Annotated in this window: 22 protein-coding genes; 11 read left to right on the forward strand and 11 right to left on the reverse strand. The window is 29.5% G+C overall.

Annotated elements, in window-relative coordinates; genetic code table 11:
- Positions 1 to 175: 175 nt before the first annotated feature.
- Complete coding sequence (locus ABIN17_06465; protein MEO0284693.1) at positions 176 to 400, reverse strand: hypothetical protein; 225 nt, start codon at positions 398 to 400, stop codon at positions 176 to 178.
- A gap of 553 nt (positions 401 to 953) precedes the next feature.
- Between ABIN17_06465 and iorA the strand changes: the two genes are divergently transcribed.
- Both iorA and ABIN17_06475 read left to right on the forward strand, forming a co-directional pair.
- Complete coding sequence (gene iorA / locus ABIN17_06470) at positions 954 to 2,684, forward strand: indolepyruvate ferredoxin oxidoreductase subunit alpha (protein MEO0284694.1); 1,731 nt, start codon at positions 954 to 956, stop codon at positions 2,682 to 2,684.
- A gap of 1 nt (position 2,685) precedes the next feature.
- A complete protein-coding gene (locus ABIN17_06475) occupies positions 2,686 to 3,279 on the forward strand; it encodes an indolepyruvate oxidoreductase subunit beta (protein MEO0284695.1) in 594 nt (197 codons plus the stop codon).
- 517 nt (positions 3,280 to 3,796) lie between these two features.
- Here ABIN17_06475 and ABIN17_06480 read toward each other — a convergent pair.
- The 7 genes from ABIN17_06480 to amrS form a co-directional block, all read right to left on the reverse strand.
- The gene (locus ABIN17_06480; protein ID MEO0284696.1) at positions 3,797 to 4,555 is read right to left on the reverse strand and encodes a CoA-transferase; all 759 of its coding nucleotides are present in this window, start codon (positions 4,553 to 4,555) and stop codon (positions 3,797 to 3,799) included.
- A gap of 3 nt (positions 4,556 to 4,558) precedes the next feature.
- Positions 4,559 to 5,545: a CoA-transferase gene (locus ABIN17_06485; protein MEO0284697.1), complete on the reverse strand. Its 987-nt coding sequence runs from the start codon at positions 5,543 to 5,545 to the stop codon at positions 4,559 to 4,561.
- A 30-nt stretch (positions 5,546 to 5,575) separates the two neighbouring features.
- Positions 5,576 to 6,121 (reverse strand): translation initiation factor IF-3, encoded by a 546-nt coding sequence (gene infC, locus ABIN17_06490; GenBank protein ID MEO0284698.1) that lies wholly within the window; start codon positions 6,119 to 6,121, stop codon positions 5,576 to 5,578.
- Positions 6,122 to 6,221: 100 nt separating this feature from the next.
- Complete coding sequence (gene thrS / locus ABIN17_06495; GenBank protein MEO0284699.1) at positions 6,222 to 8,135, reverse strand: threonine--tRNA ligase; 1,914 nt, start codon at positions 8,133 to 8,135, stop codon at positions 6,222 to 6,224.
- Between the two features lie 85 nt (positions 8,136 to 8,220).
- Positions 8,221 to 9,783, reverse strand: coding sequence for an L-glutamate gamma-semialdehyde dehydrogenase (gene pruA, locus ABIN17_06500; protein ID MEO0284700.1), 1,563 nt, complete (start codon positions 9,781 to 9,783; stop codon positions 8,221 to 8,223).
- A gap of 118 nt (positions 9,784 to 9,901) precedes the next feature.
- Positions 9,902 to 10,234: a hypothetical protein gene (locus ABIN17_06505; GenBank protein ID MEO0284701.1), complete on the reverse strand. Its 333-nt coding sequence runs from the start codon at positions 10,232 to 10,234 to the stop codon at positions 9,902 to 9,904.
- A gap of 24 nt (positions 10,235 to 10,258) precedes the next feature.
- Complete coding sequence (gene amrS, locus ABIN17_06510; GenBank protein MEO0284702.1) at positions 10,259 to 11,545, reverse strand: AmmeMemoRadiSam system radical SAM enzyme; 1,287 nt, start codon at positions 11,543 to 11,545, stop codon at positions 10,259 to 10,261.
- 61 nt (positions 11,546 to 11,606) lie between these two features.
- Between amrS and ABIN17_06515 the strand changes: the two genes are divergently transcribed.
- Genes ABIN17_06515 through ABIN17_06530 form a run of 4 tightly spaced genes read left to right on the forward strand, consistent with a single transcriptional unit; the run spans position 11,607 to position 15,217 of the window.
- Positions 11,607 to 12,785 (forward strand): acetyl-CoA C-acetyltransferase, encoded by a 1,179-nt coding sequence (locus ABIN17_06515; protein ID MEO0284703.1) that lies wholly within the window; start codon positions 11,607 to 11,609, stop codon positions 12,783 to 12,785.
- A gap of 2 nt (positions 12,786 to 12,787) precedes the next feature.
- Positions 12,788 to 14,038 carry a peptidylprolyl isomerase gene (locus tag ABIN17_06520; protein ID MEO0284704.1) on the forward strand — a complete coding sequence of 417 codons (1,251 nt, stop codon included), beginning with the start codon at positions 12,788 to 12,790 and terminating at the stop codon, positions 14,036 to 14,038.
- An 11-nt stretch (positions 14,039 to 14,049) separates the two neighbouring features.
- A complete protein-coding gene (locus ABIN17_06525; GenBank protein MEO0284705.1) occupies positions 14,050 to 14,316 on the forward strand; it encodes a S4 domain-containing protein in 267 nt (88 codons plus the stop codon).
- Positions 14,309 to 15,217: a 4-hydroxythreonine-4-phosphate dehydrogenase PdxA gene (locus ABIN17_06530; protein MEO0284706.1), complete on the forward strand. Its 909-nt coding sequence runs from the start codon at positions 14,309 to 14,311 to the stop codon at positions 15,215 to 15,217. The genes ABIN17_06525 and ABIN17_06530 overlap by 8 nt, the downstream gene beginning before the upstream one ends.
- A 62-nt stretch (positions 15,218 to 15,279) precedes the next feature.
- Here the strand turns inward: ABIN17_06530 and ABIN17_06535 are convergent, their stop codons facing one another.
- The 3 genes from ABIN17_06535 to ABIN17_06545 are packed head-to-tail and all read right to left on the reverse strand — an operon-like array spanning position 15,280 to position 17,855.
- Positions 15,280 to 15,813, reverse strand: a complete 534-nt coding sequence (locus ABIN17_06535; GenBank protein ID MEO0284707.1) for a YbhB/YbcL family Raf kinase inhibitor-like protein — start codon at positions 15,811 to 15,813, stop codon at positions 15,280 to 15,282.
- A gap of 22 nt (positions 15,814 to 15,835) precedes the next feature.
- Positions 15,836 to 16,735, reverse strand: coding sequence for a GTPase Era (era, locus tag ABIN17_06540; GenBank protein ID MEO0284708.1), 900 nt, complete (start codon positions 16,733 to 16,735; stop codon positions 15,836 to 15,838).
- Positions 16,713 to 17,855, reverse strand: a complete 1,143-nt coding sequence (locus tag ABIN17_06545; GenBank protein ID MEO0284709.1) for a hypothetical protein — start codon at positions 17,853 to 17,855, stop codon at positions 16,713 to 16,715. Before ABIN17_06545 ends, era begins: the two co-directional genes overlap by 23 nt.
- 41 nt (positions 17,856 to 17,896) lie before the next feature.
- Here ABIN17_06545 and ABIN17_06550 point away from each other — a divergent pair, with 41 nt between their 5' ends.
- From ABIN17_06550 to ABIN17_06570, 5 genes are read left to right on the forward strand one after another with little or no spacing between them, the layout of a single operon-like run.
- On the forward strand, positions 17,897 to 18,739 hold the full coding sequence (locus ABIN17_06550; GenBank protein ID MEO0284710.1) for a hypothetical protein: 843 nt from the start codon (positions 17,897 to 17,899) through the stop codon (positions 18,737 to 18,739).
- Positions 18,729 to 20,093 carry a hypothetical protein gene (locus ABIN17_06555; protein MEO0284711.1) on the forward strand — a complete coding sequence of 455 codons (1,365 nt, stop codon included), beginning with the start codon at positions 18,729 to 18,731 and terminating at the stop codon, positions 20,091 to 20,093. Before ABIN17_06550 ends, ABIN17_06555 begins: the two co-directional genes overlap by 11 nt.
- Before the next feature lie 2 nt (positions 20,094 to 20,095).
- Positions 20,096 to 20,662 carry an ATP-binding protein gene (locus tag ABIN17_06560; protein MEO0284712.1) on the forward strand — a complete coding sequence of 189 codons (567 nt, stop codon included), beginning with the start codon at positions 20,096 to 20,098 and terminating at the stop codon, positions 20,660 to 20,662.
- Between the two features lie 49 nt (positions 20,663 to 20,711).
- Entirely contained in the window at positions 20,712 to 21,050 is a 339-nt protein-coding gene (locus ABIN17_06565; protein MEO0284713.1) for a hypothetical protein, read from the forward strand.
- A gap of 3 nt (positions 21,051 to 21,053) precedes the next feature.
- The gene (locus ABIN17_06570; GenBank protein MEO0284714.1) at positions 21,054 to 22,949 is read left to right on the forward strand and encodes a V-type ATPase 116kDa subunit family protein; all 1,896 of its coding nucleotides are present in this window, start codon (positions 21,054 to 21,056) and stop codon (positions 22,947 to 22,949) included.
- The last annotated feature ends 109 nt before the right edge of the window (positions 22,950 to 23,058 follow it).

Below are 23,058 nucleotides of genomic sequence, written 5' to 3' on the forward strand. Positions count from 1 at the left end.
TTTAATCCAAAATTTAAAAATAGATTTTTGATTACCCATAATTATTGGGAAAATAAAGAAAATAATTTTTTAATTTTAAATTCTCTTGGATTCAAGATTAAACTACATTTCTTTTTCTAAAGAAGAAAATAGAAAAGTATTAGAAATTATTAGACATTTAAGATAATTCAATTAATTAAACTCTTTTAATAACTTCTGATAGGAGTATTTCAAGTCTCTTATTCCCTTCGTCAATCATTCTCTGTGTCTCCATTATAAATTTTTCAAGTCTCTTATTCCCTTCATCAATCATTCTTTGTGTTGCTTCAATCATCTTCTTCGCCCTTTCATCCTCTTTTTGTATAAGTTTGTTTGTAAAATAAGATAAAATAAAGGGTTGAATTAAAGCAAGAGCTCCCAAAATAAATGCAAGAATATTTATTGTTTCGGCTGTAATATTTTAATTTTAAAATAAAGATTTATTTAGGGTCAAAAACTAAAAATTTTTTAATCATAAAAAAATTCAAGATGCTTAAAAAAAGGCTTTTTAAATTGTTATATATAATAAGACCCTTATAAATTGGTTAAATAAAGATCAGGGAAATATAAGGGTGCTGAATTTGAACTAAACCCTAAAATACTATATGATAATTTTTTTTTTCATTATTATGTCTCTTGTTACATGGATATTTAAATATTATTAGTTTTAAGCAAAAATATGAACAATTCTTGCTACGGATAGGCTACAAAATGTCTTTTTGTATCTTATTAGACTGGGTTAATAATGAAAAGAAATAAAGTTTCAAATGTTGTAGGGATCTTCGTGATTTTACTCTGTCTATTTACCTATCCCTTTTTAGATGCTAACTTCCACAAATACTCTATTTTAAACTAAATTGAAATTTGAAAATCAAAAATCTTTCCTTTATTATTTATACTACTAACTTTTTTATTGCAAAAGATGGAGGGGAATTGTGAAAAATAAATTATTTTTATCAGGTAATGAAGCACTTGCAAGAGGTGCCTGGGAATCTGGTGTAAGTGTTGCTGCCAGTTACCCGGGAACTCCCTCTACTGAAATTCTTGAAAATCTCGCAAAATATAAGGAAATTGAGGCGGAATGGTCAACAAATGAAAAGGTGGCTTTTGAAGTAGCATTAGGGGCAGCAATAGGAGGAAAAAGAGCAATAGTATCAATGAAACATGTAGGTCTTAATGTTGCTGCTGACCCTTTATTCTCCTCTGCCTATTCAGGTATTAATGCTGGATTTGTAATTGTTACCTGTGATGACCCTGGAATGCATTCCTCTCAGAATGAACAGGATAACAGAAGATACGCCAAATTTGCAAAAATACCCCTACTTGAACCTTCTAACCCCCAGGAAGCTTATGATTTTGTTAAAATTGCCTTTGAATTATCTGAAAAATTTGAAATTCCTGTTTTAGTTAGATTAACAACAAGGGTCTCCCATACAAAGGGAATTGTTTTTGTAAATGAAAGAAAAGAGATTCCTTTAAAGGATTATACAAAAAATTTTTCAAAGTTTGTTCTTCTTCCAGCAAACGCAAAAAATCGGCATAAAATTCTTGAAGAAAAAATTTTAGAATTAAAAAAACTCTCCTCAAAAATTGAAATAAACAGAATTGAAAAGGGTAAAAATAGTCTCGGTATTGTTACTTCAGGTGTTTCATATAATTATGCAAAAGAAGTATTTGAAGATGCATGGTTCTTAAAACTTGGGATGGTTTTTCCTTTTCCTGAAGAACTTTTTAAAGAATTTTACAAAAATGTTAAAGAAGTTATAGTTGTTGAAGAAAATGAACCATTTATTGAAGAGGAAATAAAAATCCTTGGATTCAAAGCTGAAGGGAAAAAATATTTTCCTATTTTAGACGAACTTTCCTGTGATATTATTAGAAAGGGATACAAAAATGAAGAATTACCTCACCCAGAAAACTTTGAAACTGTTAAAAGACCACCCCAACTCTGCCCAGGTTGCCCTCATACAGGTATTTTTTATTCTCTTTCAAGGTTAAAAGTAACTGTTTTAGGTGATATTGGATGTTATACCCTTGGAGCACTCCCTCCACATAACGCAATGGATACATGCATCTGTATGGGGGCATCAATTGGAAATGCTATTGGTTTTGAAAAAGCAGGAAAAGAGAAAATAGTGGCTGTCATAGGTGATTCAACATTCCTTCATTCTGGTATAACAGGTTTAATTGACGCAGTTTACAATAAGGGGAAAATGACCCTTATAATTCTTGATAATAGAACAACAGCAATGACAGGTCATCAGGACCACCCTGGAACAGGAATAACTGCAAAGGGAGAGAAAACAAAAGAAATTAATATCTATGACATTGTAAAAGCAATAGGAGTTGAGGAAATTTATGAAGTTGATTCTTACAATTTAAAGGAAACATTAAAAACCATTAAAAAAGCTGTTGAAAGTAAAAATTTAAATGTTATAATTTCAAAAAGACCCTGTGCCCTCTTAAAGGAAGTAAGAGAAAATTTTTCAAAAAAACCTAAAATGAAAATTGATGAAGAAAAGTGCCTTGGTGAAAAATGTAAGGCATGTATAAGACTTGGATGCCCTGCAATCTCAGCTTTAAATGGTAAAATTTCTATATCACCCCTTTTATGTGTAGGATGTGAAGTCTGTAAAGAAATTTGTCCTAAGGGGGCTATAAGTTAAAATGGAAAAGAAAGAATTCAATATAATAATATGCGGTGTCGGAGGTCAGGGAATTTTACTTGCTTCTGAGATACTTGCTCTTACAGCAATGGAATCTGGATTCGATATTAAAAAAAGTGAAGTCCATGGAATGTCTCAAAGAGGAGGAAGTGTATTCTCTCATGTAAGGATTGGGGAAAAAGTTTATTCACCAATTATTGAAAAGGGCAAAGGAGATATCTTACTTTCCTTTGAAAAAGCTGAAACCTTAAGATGGGTTCATTATTTAAAAAGGGATGAACCCTTAATAATAATGAGTGATTTAGAAATTATACCACCACTTGTTTCTCTTGGGCTTACAAGTTATCCAAAGGATGTTGAAAAAAAACTTAAAAGTATTTCTTCCAAACTTTTCATAATTCCTGCAAAAAAAATATCAGAAGAACTTAAAGATATAAGAGTATTAAATATATTTTTTCTCGGGTTTCTTTCCAATTTTTTACCCTTTGAAATAAAAACATGGGAAGAAATAATTAAAAGTAAAGTTCCAGAAAACAAACTTGAAATAAATTTAGCTACCTTTAAAAAGGGTAGAGAGTTTTTAAATAACTTTTAGTAGTTTTCAAATTTTTATAAAATAGGGAAAGGTTGGAATTAAATTTAAAATTTTATTTTATTGTGCAGGTTCTCCTTCAATTTCTACTGTAAGAGTAACAACTGTAAACGAGCTCGTAAAGAAAGAAATTAAATAATCTATAAAACTTACATAACTTTTTGCCTTAACATTTTTTAAATTATATTTCTGAATTATATCTTCAGGTGAGTTATCTGTGAAGGGAAATAAACCACATAAAGTATACCAACCTCTTTGTGAGGTTTCAATTTAACCGGTTCTACCTCCCTATTAATTTTACTTCTTTTTTTGGTGATGCAACATATTTAACACTATAAAAGGCTATAAACCTAAAAAAACTAAAATTAATCTTTTCATCTATCACCTTCATCCTTAATATAAGAAATATTTCGCAGGCTAAAGCCTGCGCCTACCCTTTTTCTAACATTTATTTCCTTGATCTTATAATTCTATGGTGCCTACAACCTTTAGGGTGTGAAATATTTCGCTTCTTGATATTTCAAATGTAATATCTTTCTTTATCCACTTCCTCTCTTAATATTCTAAGTTCCTCCTCAGTTGGCTCAGGTGTCACCTCAAGGGGTTCCTTTACAAGGAGTTCAAAACCTGTATTTTCTTTAACCTCTTCAAGCATAACACCTGGATGAAGAGAAATAACACGCATTCTCTTTGTTTCTTCATCAAAATCAAGAAGAGCTAAATCTGTCACAACTCTATAAGGACCTGTTCCTTCTGGTAAACCACTTTCCTCTCTTTTTCCTTTTCCTCCTAAATATCCGGGGGTTGTTATAAAATCAACTTTTTCAACAAATCTCTTTTTTTCATGTTTCATTATAATAATTGTTCTCCAGCAAAGGGAACCTACATCATTTCCTCCTCCACTACCGGGCAATCTTACCTTTGGTCTTGAATAATCTCCTATAACCGTTGTGTTTAAATTTCCGTAAGGATCAATTTGAGCACCACCTAAAAACCCATAATCAATAAAACCCCTTTGAGCAGATTCCATAATATCACAAATTCCAGTTGCTGCAAGTGCTCTATAAAAAGTTCTTCCCTCACCAACTGCTCTTGGTAATTTTTTTAAGTTAGCCCCAATTCCTCCAAATTCAAATATTGGAATAATATGGGGAGCATGAAGTTTTTGAGCTAAAGAAGCTGCAAGCATCGGAATACCTGTTCCTATAAAACATGTAGAGTAATCTTCCATTAACCTTGCTGCAACACAAATCATAAGTTCAGTTTTTGAATATTTCATCTTTTACCTCCCCATTTTTTCATATTTTAATTTCATCAATTTTTCAATTCCAATTTTTTCAAGGTATTCCTTATGATTTTTAACAGAATATACATACTCATCCATATATTTTTTTGTCCCTTCCTCTGTTTCGCACATCCTTAAAAACATCTTTAAATGTTCTTCATCCCTTTCATATAAATAAACCATCTCACCTGGATGGGAACCAAAAGGGGCATAAACAACAGCATCAGTAAGAAAATAGGGAATGATTGTTTTTTCTGGATACCTTCTTATTTCGTCAGTTGAAACAATCTCTTCTGTGCTTATTATGAGCCTTTTTGAAGCTCTTGCCATTTCAAAGGCAAATCCAGAAATACCTTCTATAACACAGTTACCATATTTATCAGCCTTATGAACATGTATAATTCCCACATCAAGAATTAATGCAGGTAATAGACATAACTTTATACCTGTAAAAGGACACTTTATTACTTTTGCTGCTGAATATTTGAAGGTATCACTGCCAAGCATACTTCTAATAGGGATAAAGGGAACACCCATAGCAGCAGCTTTAAATCTCCAGGCCATTGCAGCATTAGACCATTCAACAATTTTTACTTTTCCATTTTCAGCAGCCCTTCGGAATATAGGTGATAAACCTAATACTTCATAACCTATATATGTTACATCCATTGCAGTTACAAGATCTGCTGCCAAAAGGTAATCTATTTCAAGTAATCCCTGACCTGCAAGACGCAAATCCTTTTTCCCCTGTCTTACAATTTCCCTTATTATTGAAAGGGGAGCTCTGACAGTTCCATAAAGTTCAACTCCTATATAATCTCCATCTTTTATAAATTGACTAACAGCCTCCTTCTCATCCATTACTTTTTCAACTAAAGCTCTCCTTTTTTTCTCTCTTACAAATTTCCTAAATTCCTCCACATCCGGTTTTTGTATTAATTCACCAATTCCCTCTTCTACAATTTCAATTGTTTTATTTCCCATTTTCCACCTCCTGATTTTTTAATTATACAATTATTTCTTTTTTGGTTTCATTATAACAACAATTTGCCTATCTCCCACTTTTTTAATTTCCCCCTCAGGTTCTGCAAAATCCTTTACTTTTTCAAAGAACTTTTCCATTATTGCCTTACCCTGAGTATCAACTAAAACTATCTCCCTCCCCTTAAAAAATAACCTAACCTTTACCTTATGACCAGTTTCTATAAATTCTCGCATCTTCTTAATTTTAAGCTGAAGATCATGTTCACTTGTGGATGGTCTGAATGAAATCTCTTTTTCTTCTGCAGTTTTTGTATGTTTCTTCTTTTTTTTCATTTCATATTTGAATTTTCCATAATCAAGTATTTTACAAAGTGGTGGATTGTCTGTTGGAACTATCTCAACAAGGTCAAGACCCTTTTCATAAGCAAGTTCAAGAGCTTCCCTTGTCGGCATTACCCCTAAAAACTTTCCATTCTCATCAACAACCTTTATCTCTTTTACCTTTATTTCTTCATTTATCCTATAAGGCTCTCTATCTCTTGCAACCGGACCTCTTGGATACCATTTTCTTCCCATAAAATAAAAATAATTTTTTGAAGGAATTGAACCTAATTAAGAAATTTTTTCGAACTTTAATCAAAAAGAAAATAAAGAAAATTTTTTAAGGAAATAGAACCTAACTATTTTCAAGTTCTCCTTTGATTCTTGAAATAAATTCTTCAATACTCATTGAACCCAACTCCCCTTCCCCATGTTTTCTGACTGACACTGTTTTATTCTCCTCTTCTTTTTTTCCAACAACAAGAATATATGGAACTTTTTCAATTTCTGCCTTTCTGATTTTATATCCAATTTTTTCATTTTCATAATCAATTTTACACCTTAAACCCTCTTTTTTTAAAATATCTTCAATTTTTCTTGCATAATCAAAGATTTTTTCACTTAAAGGTAAAATTCTTACCTGCTCAGGAGAAAGCCATAAAGGGAAATTTCCCTCATATTGTTCAATTAAAACACCAAAAAATCTTTCAAAGGAACCAAGTAGTGCCCTGTGTATCATATAGGGTTTTTTATCCTTTCCATCACTATCTCTAAAAGTTAAATCAAATCTTTGAGGTAAATTGAAATCAAATTGAATTGTTGTACATTGCCATTCTCTTCCTATAGCATCCCTTATTAAAATATCAATTTTCGGGCCATAAAAAGCACCTTCACCTTCTGCAATCTCAAATTTAAGAGAAGCTTCTTTTGCTGCTTTTATAAGAGATTCTGTCGCCAAATCCCACATCTGGGGTGTTCCCACATACTGCTCAGGTCTTGTGGAAATATAAACCTTATAATCCTTAAAACCAAACTTTGAAAGAACAAATAAGGCAAAATCAATGACTCCTTTTATTTCATCTTCAACTTGATAGGGTGTACAGAATATATGGGCATCATCTTGAGTAAATCCTCTTACCCTTGTTAAACCATGTAAAACACCACTTCTTTCATATCTATAAACTGTTCCAAACTCAAACAATCTAAGGGGTAAATCTCTGTAACTCCTTAATTCATTTTTATAAATCTGAATATGAAAGGGACAGTTCATCGGTTTTATAAAATAAGAACCCTCTTCAGAAAATTCCATTTCAGGATACATGTTCTCTCTATAAAAATTAAGATGCCCTGATATTTCCCATAATTTACTTTTACCAACATGAGGAGTATAAACAGGAAGATAACCTCTTTTTAAATGTTCTCTAAAAAGAAAATTTTCTATTTCTCTCCTTATAAATGCACCTTTTGGAAGCCATAAAATAAGACCTGCCCCAACATCCTCTGAAGAAATAAAAAGCGAAAGTTCTTTTCCCAGTTTTCTATGATCCCTTTTTTTTGCTTCTTCAATTTTATTTAAATAATCCTTTAAAAGCTCTTCTTGAGGAAAAGAAATCCCGTAAATTCTTTGAAGAACCGGACCTTTTTCATTTTTTCTCCAGTAAGAGGATGAAGAGGAAAGAATTTTAAAGGACTTAATAAGACCAGTCCTTACAAGATGTGGACCTGTACATAAATCAATAAAATCACCCTGTTTATAACAACTCACTATATCATCTTTGATTTCATTTATAAGCTCAATCTTAAAATCCTCACCTCTTTCTTTAAAAATTTTAAGAGCCTCTTCCTTTTTTATTTCAATTCTCTCGACTTTTAAATCTCTCTCAATGATTTCTTTTGCTCTTTTTTCAATCTTTTCAAGGTCTTCTGGAGTAAAGGTTTTGTCACCCATAAAAAAATCATAGTGAAATCCATTCTCAATGGGAGGTCCTATTGTTAATTTTGCAAAAGGAAAAAGTTCCTTAACTGCCTGAGCCATCACATGCGAAGAAGTGTGCCAAAAAGTCTCTCTTCCTAAAGGGTGTTCAAAATCAACAAGTTTTATCTCTTTTTCAGTCCCTTTAATTATGTAACTTAAATCCTTTGGATTTCCGTCAACTATAGCAGCAAGAAAATTTTCATCTTTAACAAAATCAATAATTCTCTTTCCTTTATTTTCTCTTATTATTTTTTCATCTAAAATTTTTTTATTTCCTCTCTCAATCTTTTCCATGACGTGAAATCAATAAATAATAAATCATCTTCATATTATAATTTTAAAAACTAAACTTTTTCAACAATATTTTTATAAGTATCCTTTAAAAGCTAATCCTTTCTGAAACACTTTTTCCCTGTAAGAAAAGTAATAGATAATCCCTTCCACCTGCCTTTGAATCCGTTCCTGACATATTAAATCCACCAAAGGGATGAACATCAACAAGAGCACCTGTGCATTTTCTGTTAATATATAAATTACCAACAAAAAACTCTTCCTTTGCCTTTATTATGTTCTTTCTATTTAAAGAGAAAACTGAACCTGTTAATCCATAATCAGAGTTGTTTGCAATCCTTATAGCATCGTCAAAATCCTTTGCTTTTATAACAGAAAGAAGAGGACCGAAAATTTCCTCCTGAGCTATCCTTGCATTTTCATCAACATCATAAAATATTGTTGGCTCTATGTAAAAACCTTCCTCTAAATCTGCTTTTTTACCCCCAGTTAACAATTTACCTTCCTTTTTTCCTATCTCAATGTAACTAAGTATCTTTTTCTCAGAGGACTCATTTATAACAGGTCCCATAAAGTAATTTTCCTTTGCTGGACCTATCTTTATCTTTTTTGTTTCCTCTTTAAGCATTTCAATAACCTTATCATAAACATCCTGATGAACTATAAGTCTTGAACAGGCAGAACACTTTTGACCTTGAAAACCAAAGGCTGAAACAATGGTCCATTTTACTGCATCGAGAAGATCTGCTTCACTATCAATAATTATTGCATCCTTACCTCCCATTTCTGCTATTACCCTCTTTAACCACTTCTGACCCGGCTGAACCTTTGAAGCAAGTTCATAAATATAAGAGCCCACCTCCCTTGAACCTGTAAAGGCAATAAACCTGGTTTTAGGATGAGCAACAAGAGGGTCACCCACCTTAGAACCTGAACCAGTAAGGAAATTGAGAACACCTTTCGGGAGACCTGCTTCATACATGAGTTCTACAAATTTATAGGCAATTAAAGGTGCATCAGAAGAAGGCTTCAAAATAACACAATTACCTGTAACAATTGCAGCAGTTGTCATTCCAAGAGTAATAGCAAGGGGAAAATTCCAAGGCGGAATTACTACTCCAACACCAAGGGGAATATAAAAATATTCTGGAATTTCACCCTCAAAAGGTGTTAAAGGCTGAAATTCTCCGTACCTTACAGCCTCTCTTGCATAGAATTCAAGATAATCTATAGCTTCTGCTGTATCAGCATCTGCTTCAGCATAATTTTTTCCTACTTCAAGAACCATCGTAGCAGAAAATTCGTGTTTCCTTTTTCTTAAAAGATAAGCAGCCCTCAAAAGAATGCTTGCCCTTTCTTTTGCAGGAATTCTTTTCCATTCTTCAAAAGCTTTCCAGGCAACTTCAAGTGCCTTTTCAATGTGTTCCTTTTCAGCAATTGAAAATTCTCCAATTACTTCGTCTTTTTTAGAAGGATTTATACTTTTAAATGTTTCTTTTGTATAAATTTTCTCTCCTCCGATTATTAATGGATATTTTTTTCCAAATTCTGATTCTATTTTTTTAATTTCATTTTGAAAAATTTCAATATTTTCCTTTTTAGTAAAATCGGTAAAAGGTTCGTTTTTAAAGGGTTTAACATTAAAATTCATTTTATTCCTCCTTTAAGATGATTTAAGAAAAGAAAGAAGGAATTGAACCTTAAAGATAAATTTTATTCAATTAAAACATTAACTTTCAAGATTTATTATGAATTAATAAAGTTAATCGCTATTTTTTACCTTTCTCTTTACCCTTTTTAGCTGGATACTTCATTTTGTAATAAGAATGTTTAAGCCAGGGTTTTTCCTCCTCTGTTTCTATTACTACATAATCATATATCTCAATATCCTTCGGTTTTTCAATCACTTCTACCCATTTCCCTCCTTGAAAAATTATATAAACATTTCTTTCCGGATGGTAATATATTTCAAGTGAAGGATAATACCAGTAAACAATTTTTTTTCTTAAACCGTAAGCCTTAGCATGAGGTGGTGGACCATGATGCTCATAAACTGTTACACACGATAAAGTTATAAATAAAATTAAAAATAAAATTCTCATTTAAATATTTTATTCCAAAATTAATTAACTTTCAAGAATTTTAAAAAAACCTCTGATATTTTCACCGCAATTAAAACACTTTCCATTTATGATCCTGTTTTCAATAATATCAAAAATATACCTTTTTATCAACAAAGTTCCACATTTATGACAATAAGTATTTTCGTATCTATGACCTGGAACATTACCTATATAAACATAATAAAGACCTTCCTCCTTTGCTATATCCCTTAAAATTTCAAGCCTTTTTACGGATGTTGGCGGTGCATCAAATTTATAAGCAGGGAAATATCTTGTTAAATGATAAGGAATATCTTCTCCTATTTCGTCTCTTATTCTCCTTGCAATTTCCCTTATATCCTCTTCCCTGTCATTATAGCCTTCTATAACAAGGGTTATAATTTCAACCCAGAGCCCCTTTTCTTTTGCAATTTTTATATTTCTCCAGATCTTTTCTAAATCAGCACCACAGTATCTTTTAACAAATTCTCTGTTACCCTTTATATCAAAGTTAATAGCATCAAGACCTGAATCTATAAGCAAATTTAAAGCTTTTTCTGTCATATAACCATTTGAAACAAAAGTATTGTAATAATTTTTCTTTTTTGCAAGCTTAAACAAATCAAGAGAATACTCAAGTAAAAGAGTTGGTTCATTGAAAGAAATACTTGTCCCTTCACATTTAAATTTTTCCATTAAATCAATAAATTTTTCTGGAGAAATAAATTTACCTTTTCCGATATTATATGGAGCCTTACTTATCTCATAATTCTGACACCAGGGACATAAAAAATTACAAGACCAGGATGAAGCTGTTAAGGCTTTTGTTCCAGGGTAAAAATGAAAGAAGGGCTTCTTTTCAATTGGATTTACACATATAGAAGAAATATCACCATAAATAAGTGTATATACTTTACCTTCAACATTCATTCTTGTTTTACAGAAACCAACATCTCCCCTTTTCAATTTACATCTCCTTTCACAAACAAGGCATATCGTATAATCACCTCTAAATTCGTATATGCTTTCTTTCACCCTCTTTTCATTAATTATCTTAATTGGACTTATATCAATTGTCTCAAAAATTGGATAGAAAGAAACTCTATCACCTTCTTTTATTTCCCTATCTAAAAAAGAATTTTCACCATTTACAAGAATAAGGTGAACCTCTCTTTCTTTTATTCCAAAAATTTTTAAAATATCCCTTACCTTTTTCCCTTCTTCTATTTCAATTTCAAACTCTCTTTTTCTTAAATCCAAAGGAAGATAATCACTTAACTCTTCATAAAACCTTACCTTTACTTTTATCATTAAAATATATTAAAATAAAGTTTTATCAGGTTCAAACCCATGAAAATTCCATAAATTTAAAATGAAAGAAATCTTTATTGTTTCAGCTGTTAGAACACCAGTAGGAAAAATACTCGGTAATTTATCTTCTTTTTCTGCAACAGACCTTGGGGGTATGGTAATTAAAGAAGCAGTTAAAAGGGCAAATATTCCAAAGGAAAAAATTGATGAAGTTATAATGGGCTGTGTATTACCAGCAGGGCTCGGACAAGCACCCGCAAGAATAGCAGCAATAAAAGCTGGTTTAAACCCAGAAATTCCCTCCTTTACCATCAATAAAGTATGTGGTTCAGGTCTCAAAGCTATTATGCTTGGAGTTCAAGCAATAAAAGCAGGTGATATAGAAATTGCTGTATGTGGCGGGATGGAATCAATGACAAATGCACCTCATCTTACTTATTTGAGGGCAGGAATAAAATATGGAGAAGCTAAATTAATTGATCATATGGTTTATGATGGATTATGGTGTTCTTTTAATGACAAGCATATGGGTAATCTTGCTGAATATACTGCAAAAAAGGCAGGAATAAAAAGAGAAGAACAGGATAAATTTGCCTATGAAAGCCACATGAAAGCTGTAAAAGCTCATAAGGAAGGCAAATTTAAAGAAGAAATTTTACCAATAAGTATTAAAACAAAGGAAGGTGAAAAGATAATAGATAGGGATGAATCTGTAAGAGAGGATACTTCCCTTGAAAAACTTGCTGCTTTAAAGCCTGTTTTTGAAAAGGATGGAACAGTCACAGCTGGTAATGCACCTGGTCTAAATGATGGTGCTGCCTGTGTTATAGTAGCTTCAGAAAAAATGGTAAAGGAATTAAATTTAAAACCTCTTGCAAGGGTAATTAGCTATTCTTCAAATTTTGTTGAACCAAAAGATTTATTTTTTGCTCCAATAGGAGCTATTAAAAAATTAACTGAAAAATCTGGATTAAAAAATCCCAATGACTTTGATTTGATGGAGATTAATGAGGCTTTTGCAGCTCAAATTCTTGCTGATATAAAAGCCCTTGATCTTGATATAAATAAAATAAATGTTCATGGAGGAGCCATTGCAATAGGACATCCAATAGGAGCTTCGGGAGCAAGAATTCTTGTGACTCTCATTTATGCTCTCAAACATTATAATAAAAAGAAGGGATTTGCCGCTTTATGTCTCGGAGGCGGTGGTGCTGTTGGGTTATCAATTGAAATAGTTTAAGAATGATAAAAATTTTAATATTATTTTTTTCTCAGATTCCAGTTTATAGTGACCGAATAATAGCAATTGTTGATAAAAAGCCAATTCTTGAAAGTGAACTTAAAGAGATGGTTGATTTTTTCAAAATTTTAAAACCTGAAATTGAAAAGGAGGAAGAAGAAAATTTAAGAAAAAAAATTTTAGAACAGTTAATAGAAAATGAATTAATTCTTTATGAAGCCAAAAAGGATACTACAATAAAGGTTACCCAGGAAGAAGTTGAAAGTTTTATAGAAAATGAAATCAAAAGAATAAAAGAGGAGTTGGGAGACTCTATTTTTAAAGAGGAACTGAAAAAAGAGGGATTAAATGAAGAAAAGTTAAGGGTAAAATACAGAGAACAGGTTGAAAGAAATCTTTATATTCAGAAATATATATCAAAATATATAGCACCAAAAATCAATATAACTCCTACTGAACTTGAAAATTTTTATAAAAAATACATAGACTCAATTCCTGAACTTCCTGAAGGATTTGAACTTTCCCATATATTTATTGCGATAAGACCTTCTGAAAAAATTATTGAGAATGCCAGAAAAAGAGCAGATGAAGTTTTTAAGGAACTTAAATCCGGAAGTGATTTTGGCTATATTGCTTTAAAATACTCTGATGATAAAGCAACTGCTGTAAATGGAGGAGATATAGGTTTTATTCAAAGGGGAACTTTTCCACCTGAAATAGAAGAAAAAATATTTTCCTATAAAAAGGGAGAAATAATAGAACCAATTCAGGGTGACCTTGGATTTTTCATCTTTCAGGTTGTTGATAAAAAAGAAGATAAAATCAGGTTAAGACAGATTGTTATTGCTACCCTGCCATCTAAGGAAGATACATTAAGAGCAAAAGAAAAAGCAAAAGAGGCATTTTTATTTGCAAAAGAAAAGGGATTTGAGGAGGCAGTAAAAAAATATTCAGAAGACCCTTTAACAAAAGATAGAAAGGGTTACCTTGGATTTGTTCCCATAGATAGATTAAGGGAAGAGGTAAGAAGCTCCCTTTTAAAGGCTGAAAATGGTGAAATTTTAGGACCCTTTTATCTTGATTTTGGTTATCATATTTTTAAAAGAATTTCCTATAACAAAGGAGGAAAACCTTCCTTTGATGAAGTAAAATTCATGATGCAGAATCTTTTATTTCAAAAGAAAGTTCAGGAATTACTGAAAAAGAAGGCATCTGAAATAAAAAATAAGGTTTATGTTGAAATATTTTATTAATAATTTTAAATTTGCGAATAGATAAGTTAATACAGATTTTAAAATTTATAAAGAGCAGAAATTATGCAAATTTAGCTTGTAGAAAGGGTTATGTTTATGCTAATGGAAAAATTGTAAAGGCTTCTTATAGAGTAAAAAAAGGGGATAAAATCAAAATAGATTTAGTTGATAGATGCATTGAATTTGAAGTGCTTGATTTACCACAGAAAAATTTTAAAAAAGAGGAACTTGAAAATTTCATAAGAATCATAAATTACACTTATAAAAAGAATGCATAAAATTTTTATTGCACCAGGTGACCCTTTTGGTGTTGGACCTGAAATTTTAATAAAATCTTTATCAAAAATTAAATTAACTTCTTTTGAGATTATAATAGGATCAGATCCTGATTTTTTTATTAAAAAAACAAAGGAGTTTAAAATTAATTTAGATAATAAAAATATTTCTTTTGATGGAATCTATAAAATTAAAAAAGGGGAAAAAAATTATCCCACATTAAAAGGTGCAAAATTCAGTATAGAATCCTTAAACTGGGCAATAGAAAAAGTTAAAAAAGAAAAAGGTGTGCTTTTAACAGGTCCTGTTTCAAAGGAAATGATAAGAAAATTAATTCCAAATTTTCTTGGACAGACAGAGTACATATGTGAAAAAATAAATAAAGATCCTTCTGAAGTAATAATGAGTTTTTATTTTAAAGATAAATTTCTGGGACTTTTTACACAGCATATACCTTTAAAGGAAGTATTTAAGTTTATTGACCCTGCCTTTTATTTAAAAAGATTAAGAGTTTTTAAAAGGGAAATTAAAAAAATTATCAGAAAAAATCCTAAGATAGCACTTTTATCACTGAACCCCCATGGTGAAGAATTTGGAGAGGAAGAAAAATTTTTAAAAAATTATATAAAATTCAAAAAAAATTTAAAAGGTTTTTTTCCTTCAGATTCTTTTTTTGGATACTCCCTTTATAAAGATTTTGATGCTATATTTGCTTTTTACCATGACCAAGGGACAATTCCTTCAAAAATTTTAGGACCTTCAGTGCACCTCTCTCTTGGATTACCCTTTTTAAGAATTTCTCCTGACCACGGACCCGCCTATAATATGAAAGGAAAAGCAAATTATAAATCCATTCTAAATTGTTTTAAATTTATTAAAAAATATTTTACTCTCTTTGAATAACTTTTTAAAGTAACCTATCTTTCTTTACCAGCCGCTTTTAAGTCAAAATCTAATAGAAATTTTTATTTAGTTCTCTTATATTTTCCCATCAACTCTCCGTATCCGATTATATGCCCCTCCATTGCTTTTAGAACTTCTTTTTTTGTAGCACCTGGTTTTAAGTCAAGGGTAGTGTCAAGGGCGTATAATTTAAAAAAATATCTGTGAGTTCCATAAGGCGGGCAAGGTCCCCCATAACCAAGTTTATTCCAGCTATTTTTACCATGTACTGCTCCATTTTCAAGTTTTTCAAGAGGTTGAATACCTGGGGATAATTTCTTAACATCCTTAGGTATATTAAAAAGTATCCAGTGATCCCATGTTCCCATTGGTGCATCAGGATCATCACATATAAGAACAAAGCTTTTTGTTTCTTCAGGAATTTTTTCCCATTCAAGAGGTGGTGAAATATTTTCACCATCACAAGTATATTTGACTGGAATCATTTCACCATAACCAAATTCTGAACTTTTTATAATTATTTCAGGATAAACTTGTTTAGAAGTTTTTTTTGATAAACCCCCAAAAATAAATATAGGAATAAAAAAATGCATCATTTAAAACCTCCTTTAAAAAATTTTAACTTATATACCCTATTTTTTTCAAAAAATTAAGGTCACTCCTCCAACCTTCTTTTACCTTTACCCATATATCTAAATAAACACTTTTAAGAAGTTTTTTCTCTATATCCTTTCTCGCCAAGGTTCCTACCTTCTTGATTTTCTCTCCACCTTTTCCTATTATAATTCCCTTTTGAGATTCCTTTTCCACATAGATTATAGCCTTTATGTAAACCCTCTTTTCTTCTTCCCTCCACTCCTCAATTTCAACAGCAGAAGAATAGGGAATTTCTTCACCGTAAAGATTAAAAATCTTTTCCCTTATTAATTCTGCAACAAAGAATCTTTCAGGTTTATCGGAAATTTCCTCATCTTCATAAAACTTTTCTCCATAGGGTAATAAATCAACAATTGCCCTTTCTACAATATCTATTCCATCTCCTTGTGATGCTGAGATAGGAATTATTTCTTTAAAAATATTCTCTTTACTATATATATCAATAACAGGTAATAACTCATTTTTGTTTATTGTGTCAATTTTATTAATAATAAGTATAGAAGGTTTCCCTGAACTTTTAATCATATCAATTAGCTTCCTTTCAATACTCCCTATTTCAGGAACAGGCTCAACCATTAAAAGAATAACATCTGCATCCTCTATAACCTTTTTTACCTCTTCAACCATTGTCTTATGTAATTCATACTTAATTTTATCAAGCATACCCGGAGTATCATAGAAACATATTTGATATTTTGGAGTTGTTTTTATTCCCAGTATATTTACCCTTGTTGTCTGGGGTTTTGGAGTGATTATAGAAACGAATTCTCCTATCAAAGCATTTAATAGGGTAGATTTACCTACATTTGGTCTTCCAACTATTGAAACAAATCCAGATTTAAAATCTTTTCTGGATTCCAAATTTCACCTCCTTTTTTAAGGGAAAAATTTCCTTTTCCACATAATTATACTGTATATAAATGCAGTATTTTTTATTGTTAATATAACCTCCCTTAAATTTATTTACCATAAATTTATCTTTTATAAAATATATACCTTCTGGTTCAAATACAAAATGCCTGTAAGTGATTTTAAATTTTAAAAAAAACAGGTCAATATTATCACTGAAATTTTGGTATTTAATAAAAATTCTATTTAAAAATACAAATTCAAAAGAAGTTAATTCTAAGTTACTTGTCTTTTTTTTATAAAAATTATTACCTTCAAGAAAAAAAGCATCAAAGTAATCCTCAAAGAATTTTTTATAACTTATATTTAACAAAATCCTTTCAAAAATTATTTCCATTTGTGAATAAAAAAGTGAATTTATTTGGCTTTCCGTATTTTCAAAAATAAATGGAATTGTTTCAAAAATAACCTCATGTTCTCTTATTGAGTTAAAAAAATTCACTTTTTTCAAAAAACCCGTTTTAAAGGAAACATTTTTATTTAAATAGAGTATATTAAAAGAAGGGGAAATTTTGTTTTTATTTAAGTATAAATAAAAGGGCAAATAAAAACTTTTTATTTCGGGCATAAAATAAATGTAGTAAATAAATTTTTTCAAAAATTTGATCCCAAAACCTTCTTTTAAATTTTCAAAATATAAATCCCCTACGAGCTCTTCATCAAAGGTTAAAAATTCCTTAAATTTTTTTTCATAAAATAAGGGGAATTTTACATTAAAAAAGAATTTTAATTTTTCAAAATTAATCAAATAATTAAATTTAATATCCTGAAAATACTCTGTGTAATTATTAGCCTTCCTGAAAAACCCATCTAAACTTATAGTTGTATCAACTGTTTTTTTAAATAGAACAAAACGAAAATTAAAAGAATTAAATTCCCTGTAATTATAATAAGAGAAAAAGAAATCAAGGAAGGGAAATCTTTTATTAGCTTCAAAGTCAATAGAATTTAAAAAATTTAAATTGAATTTTAGGCTTTTGTTTAAAATCTGAATGTTTTTCAATCTATTTGAATAATACTCATAAAGGGAGAAAAAGTCTTGAGTAAAAATTACAAAAATTAATATTTTCATAATTTTTTGAAGTTTTAAATATAATACTATAAAATTTTAATATGAGAAAAATAATTAAGATGTTATTCTTAATATTTATAGGGGGTAAGATATGGGGTGAAATTCTTATAATAGACGGAATAGGCGACGAAAACATAAATAATAAGATAAAAGAGGTATCTAAGGATAAGTTAGTTTTTATAAGACCAGAAGATTTTAAAAACAGTATTGATGGTTATAAATTGATAATCTTACTGGGAGACAGAGCTTTAGAATTCTACAAAAAAAACAACTGGGATAAACCCTGTGTAGTAGGGTATGTAAAAAATCCAATTTATGAGATTCCGATAACAGGTACAGGTTTAAGGTATGGACTCCCTCACACTCTTCTTTTTACAATAATTTCCTCATCTATGAAATGGGTAAAAAGAGTGGGAGTAATTTTTCCCTATGAATATTCTGAGTCAAACTATGTAGAGGAATTAAAGAGAATTTCAAAAACTTTCAATATAGATATAAAAATTGTTTTTGTTCAGGGAAAACAGGTTAAAAAAGCTTTTTCAGAATTATCCGGTATTGATCTTTTTTTACTTTTACCATGTGAATTTACTCTTGATGAAAATTCTGCAAGATACTTTATTGAAGAATTTACAAATCTTAAAATACCTGTTTTTGGATTTGAAAAAAAACATGCTGTAATGGGAGCTTTAATGAGTTATGATATTGAAAAAAATTATTTAATAGAATTTCTTAACATTATTAAGCTTGTATCTGAAGGAAAAGACCCTTCTACAATTCCAGTAAAATATCCTCAGAACTATGAGATTTACATAAAGAAAAAAACAAAAGATATACTTAAACTTGAGGTTGATAAATTAGCTCTTAAAAATGTAAATGAAATTTGAGGTATTAATTTTAAACTGTGTTAATTTGAAAAATGAAATGGAAGCTTTGAAATACATAAAGAATTTTCTTGAAAGGGAAGCCATTGATGCCACTATAAATATAAGAATGAATGGATATGAAATAACAGTTTCTCCATTTAATGATATTTTAATTAAAAAAAGTTTTGATGAAAGAGGTATAAAAACTTTTATAGAAGGAGAACTGGATAAAAAATATGAGGATTTAGTAACATTTCTTTTTTCATACTATATAAAAAAAAGAGAAGATGAGTTAAAAAACAAAATACAGAATTCTTTAAAAAAAGGTTTAGAGGAAGGTGAAAAATTATTATTTAAGCTTGAAGGATGGGAGAAAAATATACTTGAAACAGATCCCCTTTTCTTTCTTTTCTTGAATTATAAAAACCTCTCAAAAAATTTGGAAGAAAAAAAAGATCTTTATTACACTTTTTCTGATTTAAGCACTTTTACTTTTTTTAAGATTATTAATTGTGAAAGAGAGGAACATCTTAAAGAAATTCTTTACTATACATTAAGAAAGTTACTAATTGAGGATTTTGAGTATTTCTTTTTATTTTTTGAAGATGATATTTTGCCTATCAATTCCCTTTTCTCTTCTTTTTTTATGGATGATTTTTTTTATGATGATTTATGCAGGAATAAAATTAGGAAAAACATAAAACAAATTCAATACAAGAATAAAAAATTATACCTTTTTTATTCAAACCTTATAGAAAAAGAAATAGGAGTTTTAGGAGTATATACTAACAAGGAAATTAGCAGTGAAATGAATATTTTCTTTACCTATTTATCTACTATTACTCTTTATTTCTATTTAAAAAGAAATATAAAAATTGCATATAATTTTACAAAAAGGATTCTTCCTGTTATAAACATCAAAGCAGCAATTCTTAAATATAAAAGATATGATGAATTAATTGAAAATTTAACAAAACCTATTCATAAATTTAATATTGTAGAAACCGTAAAGGAGGTATTAAATATACTTGACTTTGAAATTGAAAGAAAAAAAATCAAGGTAAATATTGAAAAAGAGGAATTTATATGTGAGGGAGATAGAGAGCTTTTAAAAATTGCTTTACTAAACTTATTCAAATACTTAATTTCTTTTAACAGGATCAGGGGTTATATGAGCATTTACTTTAGAGAAGGTGAAATGCTGATTGAAGATTCTGGAATAGGATTAACAAAGAATGACCTTGAGCTAATTTTAGATCCCCAGGATATAAATGAACCATTATCCCTTTCTGGAATTATATTTAAAACCCTTGGTTATGATATTCAAATTGATGTAGAAAGGGGTATTGGAAATAGAATAAGAATAATTTTTTAATCATGTTACCCATTTATATGTACGAGTTTTTAAAGAGACTGGGCTTTCAAGAAAATCATGAAATAATAAAAAGAGAAATGGATCGGCTTTTAATTTTACAAAATATAATAGATGGTAAAATTATTCTAAATAATAGAAAAATAAATCTCTTTGATTTTATGAATAATTTTTTAGAAAGAGAAAAAGAAGATGGTATTGTTTTTGATTTAAATCTATTCTCTCCTCCTCAAACCTTAGAAATAACTACTGATTCAAACTACTTTGATATAATTTTGAAAGAATTGATAGACAATTCAAAGGTTTCCATATCCAAATCAGGTCTTATAAAAATAAATATAAACAAAAGAAATTACAATATTTTAGAAATAATTGACTCAGGAACAGGTATTCCGAAATCTGATATTAAAAAAATTTTTACTCCATTCTTTGTTACAAATTTTCATCTTTTTAAAGGACACCTTGGGATTGGGCTTTCAATAGTAAGTGGTTTATTAAAATTTATGGGTGCAAAAATTGAAATAAATTCAGAATATTCAAAGGGTACGAAAGTCACTCTCTATTTGATTTAAAGTTTATAAAAAATTTATAATTAACTTTTAAAAATTAAAATAAATCAACATGCATAATCACAAAATAAAAATAAGAGAAAATCTTTTTTACCTCTTGAAAGAAGAGGAGGAGAATTATCCTTTTATAGAAGAAAAATTAAGAGAAAAAGAAGAATTGATTAAAAGGGAAAAACTTGAAGGAGAAAGAAAACTAATTAAATTCAGAGAGGAAATGGAAAAGAAAAAGGAAGAATTGATAAAAAAAGGAATTTTAAAAATAGAGGAAGAATGTGAAAAAATTTATGAGGAGGGTAAGAAAAAGGCTAAAGAACTTATAGAAAATATTGAAAAATATAAGTGGGAAGCACTTAAAGTTTTTGAGGATGTAATTTTTAAAGGAGAAATCTAAAGTATGGCAACTTTAAGAATGAAAAAAGTTGAAATAATTGGTGAAAAGGAAAGACTTGATAAATTTTTAAGAAAATTACAAGAATTATCAGTTCTTCACATTGAGGATAAAGAACTTGAGGAAAGTATTGAATTTATAAAACCTGCTATTTCAGAAAAGGAAAAAGAAATCTTAAAAAAGATTGATAGAGCTATCGGTATGATTGAAGAAATAAGAAAGGAGGAGATGATTTCTTCCCATAAGATTGAAAAAAGAGAATTTAAAGACATTGAAGATTTATTTAACAATTTGGAGGAAATTTATTTAAAATATAAAAAAATAAAAGAAGAGGAAAAGAAGCTTATTGAAGAGAGAAATTTATATTTTTCCTTTACAAAAATACTTGAGGTTTTTGAAGAACTTATAGAAAAGGAGGAAATACATATACCTGAAAATTTTGAAGTTAAAGGCTTTCTTTTACCAAGGGAAGAACTTATTCTTTTATCAAGAATTAAGGAAAACTTTGAAAAGGATTATGGTGAAAAAGTAAAAATATTTGAGAGGGTTATAAAGGGAAATCAAATAGCAATTCTTATAATCTATTCTCCGGAAATAAAAGATGAGTTAAGAGAAAGGTTATGGAGGGAAGGTTTACCGGAAATAAGTTTACCAGAGGATATTGGAAAATTATCCTTTAAGGAAATGCTTAAATTTTTGAGAAATAAACTTGAAGAAATTCCCAAAAAATTTAAGGAGAATGAATTAAGAAAAAAAATATTTATTGATAAAAATTTAAATATCCTTTTTAACAGTTTCTATATATTGCAGGATATAAGGGATTTATTGAAAATAAAAGAAAAGGGCATATTTGTTACAAGATACTTTTTTTATTTAGAGGGATTCTTACCTGAAAAGGATATAGAATCTTTGAGAGAAATTGTAAAAGAAGAAAATGTTTATTTAAAGGAGACAAATCCTATGAAAGAAGAGTATAAGAGAGTTCCTGTAATACTAAAAAACCCTTCTTTCTTTAAAAATTTTGAGCCTTTTATAGAATTTTTCTCATTACCTGTATATAGAACTTTTGACCCAACATCAGTTTTGGCAATTTTCTTTCCGGTATATTTTGGATTCATGCTTGGTGATATTGGTTACGGTTTTCTGAGTTTTCTGCTTTTTCTTTTACTTTACTTAAAGTTTAATAAAAATGAATTTATAAAGAGGATAAGTTTTGCTTATATTTTGGCAAGTATTTTTACAATTTTATTTGGTTTATTGTATATGGAGATGTTTGGCGATTTGCTTGAAAAAATTGGGTTTAAACCGATTTTTCATAGAGTTCATGATGCTAATACATATCTTTTAATTGCAATTAGTTTTGGTTCATTTCAGGTTATACTTGGTTTTATTCTTGGTATTTATAATGCTTTAAATCTTGGGCACGGAAAGCATGCAATAGGTGTTTTTTCCATGTTATTGGGTCTTTTATCACTTCTTTTACTTGCTGGAACAAGTCTTAAGATACTTCCAGATTATTTATCATCAATTCTTCTTATTTTTCTATTTTTATTTATGATAATGTCCTTTAAGTTTCATGGTCCTGCAGCACCAATTGAAATATTTTCTGCTTTTGGTCATATACTTTCCTTTGCAAGGCTTATGGCTATAGGACTATCTTCTGCAATAATAGCAGTGATAGCAAATAAATTTGTAAGTATACTTCCGTCCATAATTATAGGAATCTTAGTAATGTTTTTATTTCATGTTCTTGCTTTTATACTCGGAATTTTTGACCCGACAATTCAGGGATTAAGGCTTCAATTTGTTGAATTTTTTACAAAATTTTATGAAGCAGGTGGAAGGGAATATAAACCTTTATTTAAAAGATTAAAAGGGGTTCCACTCCCAGAAATAAAATAAAATTATGGAGGTAAAAATGAAAAAACTAAAATTCCTTATGTATACAATATTCTTCATGGTAATCTCATCAGCAATTCTTTTGGCAGAGGAAGTAGCTCATGCTGCACAG

This window comes from candidate division WOR-3 bacterium, from assembly GCA_039803925.1.
Lineage (GTDB): Bacteria > Hydrothermota > Hydrothermia > Hydrothermales > JAJRUZ01 > JBCNVI01.